General features: G+C 71.9%; 12 protein-coding genes. 2 read left to right on the forward strand and 10 right to left on the reverse strand.

The annotated features are described in order from the left end of the window. Position 1: 1 nt before the first annotated feature. On the reverse strand, positions 2–829 hold the full coding sequence (locus ACO1BR_RS25955) for an enoyl-CoA hydratase family protein (protein WP_426797516.1): 828 nt from the start codon (positions 827–829) through the stop codon (positions 2–4). A 312-nt stretch (positions 830–1,141) separates the two neighbouring features. Between ACO1BR_RS25955 and ACO1BR_RS25960 the strand changes: the two genes are divergently transcribed. Continuing rightward, positions 1,142–1,675, forward strand: coding sequence for an ATP-binding protein (locus ACO1BR_RS25960; RefSeq protein WP_426797517.1), 534 nt, complete (start codon positions 1,142–1,144; stop codon positions 1,673–1,675). Between the two features lie 93 nt (positions 1,676–1,768). Here the strand turns inward: ACO1BR_RS25960 and ACO1BR_RS25965 are convergent, their stop codons facing one another. The 5 genes from ACO1BR_RS25965 to ACO1BR_RS25985 all read right to left on the reverse strand — a co-directional run bounded on the left by ACO1BR_RS25965 (position 1,769) and on the right by ACO1BR_RS25985 (position 8,098). After that, complete coding sequence (locus ACO1BR_RS25965) at positions 1,769–3,307, reverse strand: amino acid permease (protein WP_426797518.1); 1,539 nt, start codon at positions 3,305–3,307, stop codon at positions 1,769–1,771. 221 nt (positions 3,308–3,528) lie between these two features. Continuing rightward, a complete protein-coding gene (gene argF / locus ACO1BR_RS25970) occupies positions 3,529–4,536 on the reverse strand; it encodes an ornithine carbamoyltransferase (RefSeq protein ID WP_426797519.1) in 1,008 nt (335 codons plus the stop codon). Between the two features lie 143 nt (positions 4,537–4,679). Beyond that, positions 4,680–5,915, reverse strand: a complete 1,236-nt coding sequence (locus ACO1BR_RS25975; protein WP_426797520.1) for an arginine deiminase — start codon at positions 5,913–5,915, stop codon at positions 4,680–4,682. Positions 5,916–6,314: 399 nt separating this feature from the next. Then, a complete protein-coding gene (locus ACO1BR_RS25980) occupies positions 6,315–7,511 on the reverse strand; it encodes an MFS transporter (protein ID WP_426797521.1) in 1,197 nt (398 codons plus the stop codon). A 5-nt stretch (positions 7,512–7,516) separates the two neighbouring features. Then, positions 7,517–8,098: a hypothetical protein gene (locus ACO1BR_RS25985; protein WP_426797522.1), complete on the reverse strand. Its 582-nt coding sequence runs from the start codon at positions 8,096–8,098 to the stop codon at positions 7,517–7,519. Between the two features lie 95 nt (positions 8,099–8,193). On the opposite strand from ACO1BR_RS25985, the gene ACO1BR_RS25990 reads away from it, so the two are divergent. After that, a complete protein-coding gene (locus ACO1BR_RS25990) occupies positions 8,194–9,156 on the forward strand; it encodes a GlxA family transcriptional regulator (RefSeq protein WP_426797523.1) in 963 nt (320 codons plus the stop codon). 233 nt (positions 9,157–9,389) lie between these two features. On the opposite strand, the gene ACO1BR_RS25995 is transcribed toward ACO1BR_RS25990, so the two are convergent. The 4 genes from ACO1BR_RS25995 to ACO1BR_RS26010 form a co-directional block, all read right to left on the reverse strand. Next, the gene (locus tag ACO1BR_RS25995) at positions 9,390–12,281 is read right to left on the reverse strand and encodes a polynucleotide kinase-phosphatase (protein ID WP_426797524.1); all 2,892 of its coding nucleotides are present in this window, start codon (positions 12,279–12,281) and stop codon (positions 9,390–9,392) included. Continuing rightward, entirely contained in the window at positions 12,278–13,879 is a 1,602-nt protein-coding gene (locus ACO1BR_RS26000) for a 3' terminal RNA ribose 2'-O-methyltransferase Hen1 (RefSeq protein WP_426797525.1), read from the reverse strand. Before ACO1BR_RS26000 ends, ACO1BR_RS25995 begins: the two co-directional genes overlap by 4 nt. A 208-nt stretch (positions 13,880–14,087) precedes the next feature. Beyond that, entirely contained in the window at positions 14,088–15,011 is a 924-nt protein-coding gene (locus tag ACO1BR_RS26005; protein WP_426797526.1) for an LLM class F420-dependent oxidoreductase, read from the reverse strand. A 573-nt stretch (positions 15,012–15,584) separates the two neighbouring features. After that, positions 15,585–16,040 (reverse strand): DUF6099 family protein, encoded by a 456-nt coding sequence (locus ACO1BR_RS26010; protein ID WP_159507622.1) that lies wholly within the window; start codon positions 16,038–16,040, stop codon positions 15,585–15,587. Positions 16,041–16,388: the final 348 nt, after the last annotated feature.

The raw sequence follows: 16,388 nt of genomic DNA on the forward strand, positions 1-16,388 counted from the left end.
GTCATTTCCCCTGCCACTTGGGGGTCCGCTTCTCGGTGAAGGCGGCGTGGAATTCGGCGTAGTCGGCGCTGTTCATCAGCAGTGCCTGGGTGGCGGCGTCCATTTCGACGGCGGCGGCCAGCGGCATGTCGAGTTCGGCGGTGAGCAGCGCCTTGGTCTGGGCGTGGGCCAGCGCGGGCCCTTCGGCGAGCCGCCGGGCGAGCGCGGCGGCCGTCTCGTCGGCGCGGCCCTCCTCGGCCAACTCGCTGATCAGGCCGAGGCGTTCGGCCTCGGGCGCGCGGATCGCGTCGCCGAGCATCAGCACCCGGGTGGCGTGTCCGAGGCCGATGACGCGGGGCAGGAGGTAGGCCGCGCCCATGTCGCCGCCGGAGAGGCCGACCCGGGTGAAGAGGAACGCGAAGCGGGCGGAGGGGTCGGCGACGCGGAAGTCGGCGGCCAGCGCGAGCACCGCGCCGGCGCCGGCCGCCACGCCGTGCACCGCCGCGATGACCGGGAAGGGGCACTCGCGCACCGCCCGTACGACCTGGCCGGTCATCCGGTTGAAGTCCAGCAGTTGTGCGGTGTCCATGCCCAGGGTGGCGCCGATGATCTCCTCGACGTCGCCGCCGGAGCAGAAGCCGCGGCCTTCCCCGGCGAGGACCAGGGCGCGCACGGAGCGTTCTCTGGACAGTTCCGCGAGCAGGTCGCGGAGGTCGGCGTATGCCTCGAAGGTGAGCGCGTTGAGCTTCTCGGGGCGCGCGAGGGTGACGGTGGCGATGCCGTCTTCCCTGGCCACCCGGATGTGCTGCCAGGCGCCGGTGCTTCGGGCGGATCCTGCGAACGGGCTCATCGGTCTGCCTGCCCCCCTCAGCCGGACGGCTGGTGTGTGCGGTGGCTGCGGATGCGGTGGCGGTGCGCGTGAACCCCTCGAAGCTATCACTGATTTGTGACTGTCGTCATGAGGCCGCGATACATTGTCCCGTGTGCGCCGCATGCTGCGGGCGGGTTGCGCGTGGGCCGAACGTCCCATCCGGCGGGTGACCCAGGTCCCGGTCGGCCCTGCCGGTCGGCTCTGATGCCCGGCCCGGCCCCGGCCCTACGGTGAAGGTGTCCGATGGGGCCATGAGGGATCCGACCCGGCCCCGGGCGAACGGAACACCTCATGCCGGAACCGCTCCTGCCGGAAGCCAGCGCCCCGCCGCTGCCCGAACCGTCCGACGTCACCTCCTGGCACGTCGCGCTGCCGCACACCGCGGCCGCCGTGCCGATCGCCCGCGCGCTGATCAACACCGCGCTGCTGGACCTGCGGGTCACCGCCGACCACGACACCGCGGCCCTGCTGACCGCGGAGCTGGTCGCCAACGCCGTGGCGCACACCGGCGGTTCGGATCCGATCGAGCTGGTGGTGAGGCTGCGGCCGGCGGGCTGCGAGGTCGAGGTGCACGACGGGGACCCGGCGCCCCTGGCGGGGCTGGAGCGGCCGGAGGGCGCGGCGTACGGCGCACCGGCGGCGGGGCCGGTTCCGGAGGCCGGGAGCGCCGGCGCGGCGGCCGACCGGTGCCCGGCCGCGCGCCGCGGGCTGCGGCTGGTCCGGGGCCTCAGCTCCGCCGCCGGCTGCCGGCCGACCGCGCACGGCAAGGCCGTGTGGTTCGCCCTGCCCCCACTGCGGGAGCCGCGGCTGCCGCAGCGGCCCTGACCCACTGCCCGCCGGGACCGCGTCGGCCCGGCCCGTGCCGGGCCCGTGCTGCGCGGAAACCGCCGAGCCGCTTCCGCCGGCTTCCCGGACCGGCTACTCCTGGACGGCCCCGACCCGGTCCCGGATCCCGCCCTCGGTCCCGCCGGCGTCCGGACCCCCGTCCGCTCCCCCGTCCGCTCCCCCGTCCGCTCCCCCGGCGGCGTCCCCGCCCGGCTCCCGGGTCCCGTTCCCGAGGCGGGAGTGGCGGCGCCCGTACAGCGCGTAGACCAGCGCGCCGACGGCCAGGAACCCGGCGAACTGCAGCCAGGTCGCCGAGCCGGTGCCGTAGATCAGATAGCCGCAGAAGGCGATGCCGAGGACCGGGCTGACCGGGAAGAGCGGGACGCGGAAGCGGCGCGGCAGGTCGGGCCGGGTGCGGCGCAGGACCAGCACGCTCACATTGACCACGGCCATGATCGCCAGGGTCCCGATGGTGGTCAGGTTCATCACCACGTCGAGCGGGACGACCGCGGCGGGGACCGCGAAGACGGCCGCGACGATCCAGGTGTTGGCCACCGGGGTGGAGGTCCGGGGCGAGATCCGTTCGAAGATCCGCGGGATCAGGCCGTCCCGGGACATCGACATCAGGATGCGCGTCTGCCCGTACATCACGGCGAGGACGACGGAGGCGATGGCGACCACCGCGCCGAAGGCGATCACGCCGCCGCCGAGGGTGGAGTGGGTGACGCGGTTGACGATCAGCGACAGCGCGGCCGGCTGCCCCGCGACCTTCCCGGAGGAGAGCGCGCCGATGGCGCCGAGCGCGACCAGGCAGTACAGGACGGTGACCACGCCGATGCAGATCATGATCGCGACGGGGATGTTGCGCCGCGGGTTGCGGACCTCTTCACCGGCGGTGGTGACGGCGTCGAAGCCGATGTACGAGAAGAACGCGACGGAGGCTCCGGAGGTGATCCCGGCGATGCCCTCCGGGGCGAACGGCGCGAGGTTTCCGCTCCGGAAGGCGCTGAAGCCGATCACGCAGAACAGCGCCAGGACCGCCAGTTTGAGCACCGCCATCGCGGCGGTGGCACGTGCGCTCTCGCGGACGCCGCGGACGAGCAGCAGCGCGGCGAGCAGCATCACGACGACGGCGGGGACGTTGACGATCCCGCCGGCACCGGGCGGGCTGGAGAGCGCGGCGGGCAGCTGCCAGCCGGTCAGGCTGCCCAGCAGTTCGTTGAGGTACTGGCCCCAGCCGACGGCGACCGCGGAGATCGAGATGCCGTATTCGAGGAGCAGGCACCAGCCGACGAGGAAGGCGGTGCGCTCGCCGAGGGTGGCGTAGGCGTAGGAGTACGAGCTGCCGGAGACCGGGATGGCGCCGCCCAGTTCGGCGAAGGAGAAGGCGGTGAAGACGCAGGTGATCGCGGCGAGGACGAAGGAGACGATGACGGCGGGGCCGGCCTGCGCGACGGTGTCGGAGAGGCCGACGAAGATGCCGGTGCCGACGATGGCGCCGATGCCGAAGCAGACGAGCTGGAAGAGGCCCATGCTGCGCCGCAGGCCGTTGCCTTCGAGGTCCGCGCCGGATTCGGCGATGAGGAGGTCGGGGGACTTGATGCGCAGTCCGGACGGGCCTGAGCGGGACATGGGGTGGTTCTCTCTCTGGTGGTGCGGTGCGTGCGGCGGGGTGGCCGCCGGGCGCGGAGCGGGGTCCGAACCGGTGGGTCCGGACCCCGTGAGCGGCTCGATGGTAACCGCCGGAACTGCATGATCGCCCATTGAACCGTATGGCTATGCACCGACGCGGGGTGCCACCCGGGACCGCCGCCGGCTTCCCGCGGGGACCCAGGGGCCGTCCGACGGTCAGGTCAGGGCCGGGCCAGCGTCGCCACCAGCACCGCCTTGATCGTGTGCATCCGGTTCTCCGCCTCGTCGAAGACGACCGAGTGCGCGGACTCGAAGACCTCGTCGGTGACCTCCAGCGACGACAGGCCGTGCCGGGCGTGGATCTCCCGGCCGACCGCCGTACCCAGGTCGTGGTACGCGGGCAGGCAGTGCAGGAACTTCACGTCGGGCCGGCCCGTGGCGTGCAGCACGTCCATCGTGACCGCGTACGGGGCGAGCAGCGCGATCCGCTCGTCCCAGACCTCCTTCGGCTCGCCCATGGAGACCCAGACGTCGGTGGCGACGAAGTCCGCGCCGCGGACGCCCTCGGCGACGTCCTCGGTGAGGGTGATCCGGGCGCCGCTCGCCTCGGCCAGCGACCGCGCCTGCGCGATGACCGCCCCCTCGGGCCACAGCTGCTTCGGTGCCACGATCCGCACGTCCATGCCGAGCAGCGCACCGGTGACGAGGTAGGAGTTGCCCATGTTGTTGCGGGCGTCGCCGAGGTAGGCGAAGGCGGTCTCCTCCAGGGGGCGGCCGTTGCCGTGCTCGACCATGGTGAGCACGTCGGCGAGCATCTGGGTGGGGTGCCAGTCGTCGGTCAGCCCGTTGAAGACGGGCACCCCGGCGTACGCGGCGAGTTCCTCGACGTCGGACTGGCGGCTGCCGCGGAATTCGATACCGTCGAACATCCGGCCGAGGACGCGTGCGGTGTCCTTGACCGACTCCTTGTGCCCGATCTGCGAACCGGACGGGTCCAGGTAGGTGGTCGAGGCGCCCTGGTCCGCGGCGGCGACCTCGAAGGAGCAGCGGGTACGGGTCGAGGTCTTCTCGAAGATCAGGGCGATGTTGCGGCCCTTCAGGCGCGGGACCTCGGTGCCGGCGCGCTTGGCCGCCTTCAGCTCGGCGGCCAGGTCGATCAGTCGGCGGAACTCCTCTGCGCTGAAGTCCAGCTCCTTGAGGAAGTGGCGGCCCGTGAGGTCTGTCGCCATGGGTCGGCTCCTGGTTCGCGGCAATCGGGGACGGGATCGAACACTGGAAGTGTATACGACACGCCGTATCTCTATACGGGATCGTCGGGTGGGGCACGCGGCGGGACACCGCGCCCGAACGCACCGGCCCGGCCCCGCCCCGCTCACGCCGCCCCCGGTACCGCCTCCCTCGTCACCGGGCAGCTCATACAGCGCGGACCGCCGCGCCCCCTCCCCAGCTCGCTCCCGGGAATGGTGATCACCTCGATGCCGCGCTTGCGCAGGAAGGTGTTCGTGGTGACGTTCCGCTCGTACGCCACCACCACCCCCGGCTCCACCGCCAGCACGTTGCATCCGTCGTCCCACTGCTCGCGCTCGGCCGAGTGGACGTCCTGGGTCGCGGTCAGCACCCGGATGTCGGAGAGGCCCAGGGAGGCCGCTATGGCGCGGTGCATGTGCTCCGGCGGATGGTCGGTGACCTTGAGGTCCTGGTCGCCCGAGCCCGGTTCGATGGTGTACGAGCGGAGCATGCCCAGGCCCGCGTACTGGGTGAAGGTGTCCCCGTCGATCATCGTCATGACGGTGTCGAGGTGCATGAACGCCCGCCGCTTGGGCATGTCCAGCGCCACGATCGTGCGCGCCGAACCCGCCGCGAACAGTCCGCGCGCCAGCAGTTCGACGGCCTGCGGCGTGGTCCGCTCGCTCATCCCGATCAGCACCGCGCCGCTGCCCAGGACCAGCACGTCGCCGCCCTCGATCGTCGAGGGGAAGTCCGCCTGCCCCTCCGACCAGACGTGGAAGTCCTCGCCGCGGAACAGCGGATGGTGGTGGTAGATCGCCTCGTAGTGGACGGTCTCGCGCTGCCGGGCCGGCCAGCGCATCGAGTTGATCGACACCCCGTCGTAGATCCAGGCGGAGGTGTCGCGGGTGAAGAGGTGGTTGGGCAGCGGGTCCAGCAGGAAGTCGTCCAGATCCATCACATGGAAGCGGACCGAGGTCGGCTCGGAGTGGCGCTCCAGGAACTCACGCTTGGTCATACCGCCGACCAGCGCCTCCACGAGCTCGGGCACGGGCAGTTCATCGAACACCGCCCGCAGATGGTCGGTGGCCAGCGGGCCGTACTCCTTCTCGTCGAAGACCCGGTCCAGGACCAGCGTGCGCGCCTCGGGGATCTGCAGGCTCTCGGCCAGCAGATCCCCGAAGAGGTGCACCTCGACGCCGCGGTCCCGGAGCACGTCCGCGAACCCGTCGTGCTCGGCCCGCGCCCGGCGCACCCACAGCACGTCGTCGAACAGCAAGGTGTCCTTGTTGGAGGGCGAGAGCCGCTTCAGCTCCAGATCAGGGCGATGCAGGATGACCCGGCGCAGCCGCCCGGCCTCTGAGTCGACATGGAATCCCATCTCCCCATCTTGTCCGCTCCGGCGGCCCGGCGTCGGGACTCGACGCGATGTCGACGCGATGTCGGGGAGATGTGGGGGTGAACCTCCGGGAGGCCCCGGGTCCCGTCCTCAGGGAGATCCCGGGGCCGTTCCTCAGGGAGATACCAGGGGCCGGACCGGGGCCCATCCCCCCACCCCCGGGAAGGATTTGGCGTGGGGCCGCCTCATCCGGAGCGGGAGCCTCCACGTCCGGATCACACGCCTCGGCCTCCGGATCACGGGCCTCCGCGTCCCGAGTCGGGGCCGTGGTACTGCCTCCCCACGTCCTACCCCGCCCGCACCGTCCACGCCCGGCCCACCGCGTACCGTCACGCCGGCCCGCCCGGCCCACCCGGCCCACCCGGCACCGTCATACCGACGTCATCCGGTCCTCCGCGCACGGTCACCGACCTCACCGACCTCACCGACCTCACTGGCCTCACCCGGCCCCCGCGTACCGCCCCGCCGCAGCGTCAGCGCCGCCGCCACAGCGCCCGCCGAGGTCACCGCGGCGACGATCCAGCCGGCGCGCAACGCCCCGAAGTCCGGCTGCTGCCCGCCACCCATGACGGCTACCAACACGGCCACCCCCAGCGCCGTACCGGCCTGCCGCGACACCATCAGGACGCCGGAGCCGAGGGAGAGTTGGCGGCTGGGCAGCAGTCCCGTCGCGGCGAACATCACCGGCTGGTACAGCCCGGTGCCGAGCCCGGCGAAGATCAGGCCGGGCAGGAAGTGCGCCACGTAGTGCGCACCCCCGCCTCCCCGTCCGTCGTCGGCCAGCGCCAGCCACCACAGGGTGGCCGCCACGAAGCACAGTGCCCCGATGACGCCCGTCGCCCGCGCCCCGACCGTCCCGACGATGCGGCCGGAGAGCGCGGAGACCAACAGCACCGTCAGCGGCCAGGGCGCCAGCGCCAGCCCGGCGGTCCGCACCGAGTAGTGCCACACATCGGTGAACAGCAGGCTCGCCCCGAGCACCATCGCCCCGTAGGCCACGAAGTAGCTGAGCAGCCCCAGCGTGGCCGCCGCGAACCCGGGCGTCCGGAACAGCTCCGGGTGCACCACGGGATCCGCGGCCCGCCGCACATGGCGTACGCCGAGCGCGCCGGCCAGAACTCCGGCGGCCAGGACCGTCAGTGTGGCGGGGGCGGAGTAACCCCACTCGGGGGCCTCGACGCACGCCGTCACCAGCGCGCCGACGCACACCAGCACCAGCGCCGTCCCCGGCAGGTCGAGCGCCTGCCGCCCGCCGCGTTCGGAGCGGGGCAGCAGCCGGACGCCCGTACCCACCGCGAGCACCACCACCGGGACGTTGATCAGGAAGATCAGCCGCCAGTCGGAGGCGGCGAGCAGTCCGCCGATCACTGGGCCGGAGCTCGCCGCCACCGCGCTGACCGCCGTCCAGGCACCGACCGCGGTCGCGCGTTCCCGGGGTGGGAAGGCGGGCAGCGCGAGGGAGAGGGAGGTGGGGATCAGTACGGCGGCCGCCACGCCCTGCACCACCCGCGCCACGATGAGCAGCGTGAGGGTGGGCGCCATCCCGCAGGCCGCCGACGCCAGGCCGAACAGCAGCATCCCGGTCAGGAAGCAGCGCCGCCGGCCGGCACCAGGAGCGCGGCGAGCACGACGGTGTAGCCGTTGAGCACCCAGGAGAGCGCGGAGGCGGGCGCCGGCGCGAAGTCCTGGCCGATCGCCGGGAACGCGATGGTGACCGCGATCAGATCGAGCACCGCCAGGAACTGTGCGGCGGAGGCGATGGCCAGGATCAGCCAGCGGCGCGGGTCGGCGGCGTCGGGCCCGTCGGCGTCAGGCCCGTCGGCGTCGTCGTCGGGAGGGATCGTGCCGGCGCCGCGACGGACGGCAACGGCGTCACGAGGGACGGCTTCGGCATCACGAAGCGCGGCCTCGGCATCACGAGGCGCCGCTTCGACGTCATGAGCCGCCGCTCCCGCATCACAAGGCGCGGCTTCCGTGGTGCGCCGGACCGCCGCGGCGGCAGGAGCTGGGTATACGGGCGCGGTGCACGCAGCGACGGTACGTGCGGAGGAGGTTCGAGCGGGAACGGTGCGTGCGGGGGCGCCGGGAGCGCCAGGGTCGCCCGGTGCGGAGGCCCCGCGGGAGGGCACACCCGTCCCCCGGCCGCCCGGAAAAGGAGTGGTCATGTCGATCAAGCATCCGCCCCCCGCTCTCCCGCCACGAGTGGCAGCACTGCCACCGTCCGCTACGTTCCTGCCACGTCTTCTGCCACACTCCCGTCATGGCCTCCCTCGCGATCGCCGTCACCACCGGCATGCCGTTCCTCGAACTCGCCATCCCCTGCCACATCTTCGGCACCGACCGGATCCAGCCGCCCCCGGACTGGTACGACCTGCGGGTGTGCGCGATCGGCCCGGGCGGCGAAACCCCTCTCGCCGGGCCGTGGTTCAGCACCCGCACCCCGTACGGCGTCGCGGAACTGGTCACCGCGGACACGGTCCTCGTACCGGCCTCGGCCGATGTGCACGGCGATCCGCCGGACGAACTCGTCGCGGCCCTACGCACCGCCCACCGCCGGGGCGCACGCGTGGTCTCCCTCTGCTCGGGCGCCTTCACCCTCGCCGCGACCGGCCTGCTGGACGGACGCACCGCCGCCACCCACTGGATGTACGCGGAACTGCTCGCCGAGCGCTACCCGGCCGTCAGCGTCGACCCGTCGGTCCTCTACGTCGACCACGGAGATGTGCTGACCGGCGCGGGCTCCACCGCCTCCATCGACGTCTGCCTGCACCTGATCCGCGAGGACTACGGCACCGAGGTCGCCAACTCCCTGGCCCGCCAGCTGGTCGCGCCCGCGCACCGGCCCGGCGGACAGGCCCAGTACATCGAGACGCCGCTCCCGGAACGCAGTGACGACTCGCTCGCGCCCCTCCTCCACTGGGCCGCGGAACGCCTCCGGCACCCGCTCACCGTGGCGGACCTGGCCCGGCACGCCAACACCAGCCCGCGCACCCTCGTCCGCCGCTTCCACGCCGCGACCGGGACCACGCCGATGCAGTGGATCCAGTCCCAACGCATCGCACGGGCCCGGGAGTTGTTGGAGAGCACCGATCTGCCCGTGGAGCGGGTCGCGGAGATCGCCGGCCTGGGGACGGCGGCCAACCTCCGCCGCCACTTCGCCCGGGCGATGGGGGTACCGCCGGTCGACTACCGGCGGACGTACCGGGCGGCGCGTGCAGCGTGAGCGGCGTCAGTGGCATCGACAGCTTCAGCAGCGTCAGTTGGAGATGAACCCCCGAGCGGGGCGGAGTACCCCCGAGAGACAGACGCCGTGCCCTGGGAAACAGACGAGGTCCCCGGCGAACAGACAACGCCCCGGTGAACGGACCGGGTCCCGGCCGCGGGCGACCTGCCGTCGGGCCCGGGGAGGTACGCGACACCCCGGACCCGGCGGGCACGCCGCCGGCTCCCCCACCGCTACAGCCGCGGATCCACCGGCTCCGACTCCAGCGCAAGCACCGCGAAGACCGCCTCGTGCACCCGCCACAGCGGCTCACCGGCCGCCAGCCGGTCCAGCGCCTCCAACCCCAGCGCGTACTCGCGCAGGGCCAGCGAGCGCTTGTGGCCGAGATGGCGTATGCGCAGCCGCTGCAGATTCTCCGGGCGGGTGTACTCCGGCCCGTAGATGATCCGCAGGTACTCGCGGCCACGGCACTTGACGCCCGGCTGCACGAGCCGGCCGTCCGTCTGCCTCACCAGCGCCTGCACCGGCTTGACGACCATGCCCTCACCGCCGTCCGCGGTCAGATCCAGCCACCAGGCGACACCGGCCGCGACCGACGCCTCGTCCTCGGTGTCGACGACCAGCCGACGGGTCGGCGCGAGCAGCCGCGTCCGCTCACCCTGCACACCGTCGCCCGCCTCGGCCGCGCCCTCGGCGACACCCTCGTCCGAAGCCTCGGCGCCGTTCCCGGCCGCCGTACGGTCACCATCACCGTCCCGCGCCACCAGGGTCTCCTCGGCCGCTATCAGCCGGTCGATCAGCGCCAGCTGTTCGGTGTGCGGCAGCCCGGCAAGGCTGCGCCCCTGCGCGGCGAGTATCTGGAACGGCGCCAGCCGGATCCCGGCCGGCACGCCGAGCCCGGCACCGCCCGCCGCCCCTTCGGGACCGGCCGCGTCCGCGGTCGCGCCCACCCGCCAGCAGTAGCGCCGGTACGCCGCTGTGAACGCCGCGGCATCGGCCGCCCGACCACGCTGCCGTTCCAGCAGCGCCGACACGTCCACACCGCGGGCCTGCGCCGCCTCCAACGCGCCGATCGCCCCCGGGAAGACCGCCCCGGACGCCGCGCCGACCGCCGCGTACTGCCCGCGCAGCAGACCGGTCGCCTTCAGGGACCACGGCATCAACTCCGCATCCAACAGCAGCCAGTCCGTGTCCAGTTCGCCCCACAGCCCGGCCTCGGCAACACAGGCGCCGACCCGCCGCAGGATCCGCTCGGATATCGCCGCGTCGTCGAAGAACGGCCGTCCCGTACGGGTGTACACCGCGCCGGAGACGCCCTTGCCCGGCACCCCGAACCGCTCGCCGGCCACCGCCTCGTCGCGGCAGACCAGCACCACCGCACGGGACCCCATGTGCTTCTCCTCGCACACCACTTCCCGGACGCCCGCCGCGCGGTACTCGGCGAACGCCTCCGCCGGGTGCTCCAGGAAGCCCTCCCCCTGCGCCTCCTCCTTGGACGTCGCACACGGCGCCATCGTCGGCGGGAGGTACGGCAGCAGCCGCGGATCGATCGCGAAGCGGCTCATCACCTCCAGCGCCGCCGCGGAGTTCTCCTCCCTCACCGCGAGCCGGCCCATGTGGCGGGTCTCCACGGTCCGCCGGCCCGCCACGTCGTTCAGGTCCAGCGGCCGGCCGTCGGCACCGCCGGGCGCCTCCGTGGCGAGCGGCCGGGCCGGCTCGTACCAGACGCGCTCCGCCGGTACGTCCACCAGCTCCCGCTCCGGCCAGCGCAGCGCGGTCATCCGGCCACCGAAGACGCAGCCGGTGTCCAGGCAGATGGTGTTGTTGAGCCAGCCGGCCCGCGGTATCGGCGTATGGCCGTAGACCACGGCGGCGCGGCCCCGGTAGTCCTCCGCCCACGGGTAGCGCACGGGCAGGCCGAACTCGTCCGTCTCGCCCGTGGTGTCGCCGTAGAGCGCGAACGACCGCACCCGGCCCGACGTCCGGCCGTGGTACTTCTCCGGCAAACCCGCGTGGCACACCACCAATCCACCCCCGTCCAGGACGTAGTGGCTGACCAGTCCTCTGATGAACTCCGCGACCCCGGCGCGGAAAGCGTCGTCCTCCTTCTCCAACTGCTCGATCGTCTCGGCAAGGCCGTGCGTGTGCTGAACCTTGCGGCCGTTGAGGTAACGACCGAGCTTGTTCTCATGGTTCCCGGACACGCACAGAGCGTGACCGGCCGCGACCATGCCCATCACCAGCCGCAGGACACCCGGGCTGTCCGGCCCCCGGTCGACGAGGTCGCCGACGAAGACCGCCGTACGGCCCTCCGGGTGCACGGCGTCCACCGCCCGGCCCGTGGCATCGCGCCGCATCTCGTATCCCAGCCGGCCGAGCAGGCTCTCCAGCTCCGAGCGGCAACCGTGGATATCGCCGACGATGTCGAACGGGCCCGTGAGATGGCGCAGATCGTTGTAACGCCGCTCCCGGACGATCCCGGCGGCGTCGACCTCCCGCTGCCCCCGCAGGATGTGCACCTTGCGGAAGCTCTCGCGCTCCAAATGCCGTATGGAGCGCCGCAGTTCCCGCTGGTGCCGCTGGATGACCCGGCGCGGCAGCCCGGCCCGGTCGGCGCGCGCGGCGTTCCGCTCGGCGCAGACCTGCTCGGGCACGTCCAGCACGATCGCCACCGGCAGCACGTCGTGATCGCGCGCCAGCCGCACCAGCTGGGCGCGCGCCTCCGCCTGCACGTTGGTGGCGTCCACGACCGTCAGCCGCCCGGCCGCCAGCCGCTTGCCCACGATGAAGTGCAACACCTCGAACGCGTCGCCGCTGACGCTCTGGTCGTTCTCGTCGTCGCTGACCAGCCCCCGGCAGAAGTCCGACGAGATCACCTCGGTCGGCTTGAAATGCCGCGCGGCGAAGGTCGACTTGCCGGACCCGGTGGCCCCGACCAGCACCACCAGCGACAGATCGGGCACGGGGAGCAAACGGCCCTGCCCGTCGGCGGTGGACGAGGACGGCGGCTGACGGTGGCCCTCCGGCCGGTCCCCCGATCGCTGCTCGCGCAACCGCCCCTGCTTCTCCTGCTCCTGCTCGGGCCCTCGCACCTGCTGCCGCTCCGTACGCTTACCATCCGTCATGCCGCCGCCCCCTTTCCACTGTCCGAGCCACCACGGCCGTCACACCTGCCACCATTGTCCCTGCTGTCACCCATGCCGCTTTTGCCGCCGGCACTGCCCGCACCACCGCTGCCGGTGCCCCCGCTACCACTGCCGTTGCGTGGTGCCGCGGGAGCATCGCTCTCCTCACGGGTGAAGCACGCGAGCTGAGTGGGCGGCCCCACCTCCGGATCATCCGGCCCCACCGGGCCGAACGTCACCGCGTAACCGTGCCGCGTGGCGACCTCCCCCGCCCACCGGCGGAACTCCTCCCGCGTCCACTCGAACCGGTGGTCCGCATGCCGCACCTGCCCGGCGGGCAGCGAATCCCAGCGCACGTTGTACTCGACGTTCGGCGTGGTCACCACCACCGTCCGCGGCCCGGCCGCCCCGAACACCGCGTACTCCAGCGCCGGCAGCCGCGCCGGATCCACATGCTCGACGACCTCGCTCAGCACCGCCGCGTCATATCCCGTGAGCCTGCCGTCCGTGTACGCCAGCGAGCCCTGCACGAGCCGTACGCGCGCCGACTGCCGCTCGGACACCCGGTCCAACCGCAACCGGCGCCGCGCCTCATGAAGCGCCCGCATCGACACGTCCACCCCGACGATCTCGGTGAACTGCCCTTCCTTCAGCAGCGCACCGATCAACTGCCCCTGCCCGCAGCCCAGATCGAGCACCCGCGCCGCCCCGGCCGCCCGCAGCTCCCTGAGGATCGCCTCCCGTCGCTGCACCGCCAGCGGCACCGGCTTCTCCTCAGTGTCGGCCTCCTCGTCCACCGCGTTGTCGATCTCCTCTGCAAGGGTGTCATCCGCCTCGGCCAGCCGCTCCAGCTCCAGCCGCGCCATGGCCTCACGGGTCAACGACCAGCGCCGCGCCAGATAGCGGCCGACGATCACCCGCTGCTCGGGGTGGCCCTCCAGCCAGCCCTCACCGGCCCGCAGCAGCTTGTCCACCTCGTCGGCCGCGACCCAGTAGTGCTTGGCGTCGTCCAGCACGGGCAGCAGCACATACAGATGCCGCAGCGCCTCGGCGAGCACACACTCCCCGTCCAGAACCAACCGCACATAGCGCGAGTCGCCCCACTCCGGGAACGTCTCGTCCAGCGGCAGCGGCTCGGCCAGCACCGACCAGCCCAACGGCCGGAACAGCTTCTCCACCAGCTCCGCGCCGCCTCGGGCGGGCAGCACCGGCACCTCGATACGCAGTGGCATCGCCCGCCCGACCAGCTCCGGCCGCGCCACGCACTGCCCCTTGATCGCGCTCGCGAACACCGTCCGCAACGCCACCGCCAGCAACGACGACGCCGCGTACGGACGGTCGTTCACATACCGGCCCAGCGCCGCGTCCGGGGCTCCGCCACGCCCCTTGCCCTGCCCGCGGCGGACGAGGGCAACGGGATCGACCTCCAACAACAGTGCCGCCGTGCACCGTTCCGCATTCGCCTCGGGGTAGAGGACGTGTGCGATCCCGTGCGACGTCGAGAACTGCTGCGCCTTCCCGGGATGCTTGTGCAGCAGAAACCCGAGGTCAGTGGCGGGGCGGTCGGTGGTACCGGTGGTCGTTATCGTCAGAAACACATGACCAGTATCTGCGGTCGCGATACCGATGCCCCAGCGAATTTCCCCCTTCCCCTCCGACACACCGAACCGTCACGCGCGTTCCTCCCTCACTGCCCGCTCCCGGCATCCGTCTGCTCCCGGAGCAGGCGGCGCTTCCGGCTTCCGGCTTCCGGCTTCCGGCAGCACCGTCCGTACCCCGGCCCGGCCGGGCTCAGCTCAGCTCAGCTCAGCTCAGCTGGGACTGCACCTGCGCGGAGATCAGTTCCAGGTGGTCCAGGTCGTCGAGGTCCAGCACCTGCAGGTAGACGCGGGACGAGCCGATGGCGGCGTACTGGCCGATCTTTTCGACGACCTCGGCGGGCGAGCCCGCGAGGCCGTTGGCCTTCAGCTCGTCCACGTTCCGTCCGATGGCCGCGGCCCGCCGTGCCACCTCGGCGTCGTTCTTGCCGACGCAGGCCACGAGGGCGTTGGAGTACACCAGGTCGTCTCCCCTGCGCCCGACGGCTTCTGCGGCCGCCCGCACCCGTCCGAACTGGCGCTCACTGTCTTCGAGTGAGGCGAAGGGGATGTTGAACTCGTCGGCGTACTGCGCCGCGAGTCGCGGGGTACGCGTCGCACCGTGTCCGCCGACCAGCACCGGCACCTTGTGCTGAGCGGGCTTGGGCAGTGCGGGCGACTTCTCCAAGTGGTAGTACCGGCCGTCGTAAGAGAACTCCTGTCCTGTTTCAGTGGCCCACAGGCCGGTGACAATCGCCAGTTGTTCTTCCAGTCGTGCGAACTTCTCCTTGGGAAACGGAATGCCGTACGCCCGGTGCTCTTCCTCGAACCACCCCGCGCCGAGGCCGAGTTCGACCCGTCCGCCGGACATCTGGTCGACCTGGGCCACCTGGATGGCCAGCACGCCCGGCAGCCGGAAGGTGCCCGCCGTCATGAGCGTGCCGAGGCGAATGCGCCGGGTCTCCCGGGCCAGGCCCGCCAGGGTGATCCACGCGTCCGTCGGGCCGGGCAGCCCGTCGGCGTGCCCCATCCGCAGATAGTGGTCGGAGCGGAAGAACGCGTCGAACCCGAGGTCCTCGGTGGCCTTGGCGACCCTGAGGAGGGTGTCGTAGGAAGCGCCTTGCTGGGGTTCGGTGAAGATTCGTAGGTCCATACCTCCATCCTGCACGTTGAGCTGCGGACCAACCGCCGGGGCGTGTCAAAGCACCGGGTCGGGTCATACCGGTGTGCGTAGTGGGTTCACAGGTGTGAGTCGTGAGCGCGAGTCATGAGTGGCGTGCGGAGTCATGGGAGCCGGGCAGCGGGTGGTCGGCGTGACGGGCGGGAACCCGTCTGCCCCAAAGCAATTGCTGCACGCGCGTGATGCGGCACCTCGGGGGACGGCCCCAGCTCGAACCGGCTGTGGGCGCGAAAGCGACGGCCGTGGGGGTGGCGGCGGTGCCGGTGCCGGCAGATGAAGTGCCGCTTGCGGTAAAGGCACTTGAGGTGTTGGTTCGACGCCGTGGACACCATGCGGATGGTGTCGATCACGAGGACGGTAGCGGCGGTGGCGGCCGGGGGCTACGGGAAGGGGCGGGCGCGGATCGGGGCGTGGCCGGGCCGAGCCGGGGCACGGGTGGGCGGGCACTGCCCGGGCATGCCGGGTGGCGCGATCAGCCCGCGTGGTCGGAGCCATGACGTGCCGACGTCTGCCGTGGGAACGGCCGGTCAGCGGCTCTCCCCTCCGTCAGGCAGGATGACGGTCGCGCACCTCCAGCTTCTCCAGTATTCCGGCAACGTGGTCCCTGGATTCGTCGGCGGTGTCCATGGCTTCCACGCAGGTCCAGTACATACCCTCCTCGTCTGCCGAGATCACTACTCCCACCAGCGCCTCGCACACCTCCCGCAGCAGTTGGCAGAGGCCGGTCAAAGCCGCCTTGACGTCACGTATTTCGGTCAGTTGAGCCGCCCGGAGCCCGCCGGCGGTCGCTGTCGAGCACAGCAGTCCCCCGCTGAACCGCCCGCCCGCATCGCCCAGCCCCCGGGCTCTGGACCGCACTTCGTACGGCCCGAATATCGCGAGATGGCTGCCTATCGCTTCCGCCAAGGCTTGCGCCTGCCACGCCTCGACGATCACGTCATGGACCGAGTTCGCCTGCGCCAGGTCGCGGCGACTGGCCGCGATGATCCGCACCGCGTCCATCTGCCCCCTCCTTCCTTCTTCCTTCGCATGCACCCCGCACTCCTTCCACTACCCAGCGTGAGGGTTAACAGGCAAAAAAGCCAGGGGAATTCGCAAATCTGTGGACAACCAAGGCGTTGTGGAAAGATCGACAACTCCGAAGAGTGACGACAGGCGGTTCGGGTGCGGTCGGGACGCGGCCTTGGCTCCACTTCGTCCGCTTCGCGCCCCCACGCGTCACTCAACTCCCGCCCCGCTCATGGGACTCAGTCCGCCACTCACGTCTCGCGGGACACTCCCGCAGCGCCGGTCACCATGATCCCTTCGGTCGCCTCCCACCACATGGCAGTTCACCGTGCAGGAAACGGA

This window comes from Streptomyces sp. YGL11-2 (genome assembly GCF_050054615.1).
Lineage (GTDB): Bacteria > Actinomycetota > Actinomycetes > Streptomycetales > Streptomycetaceae > Streptomyces.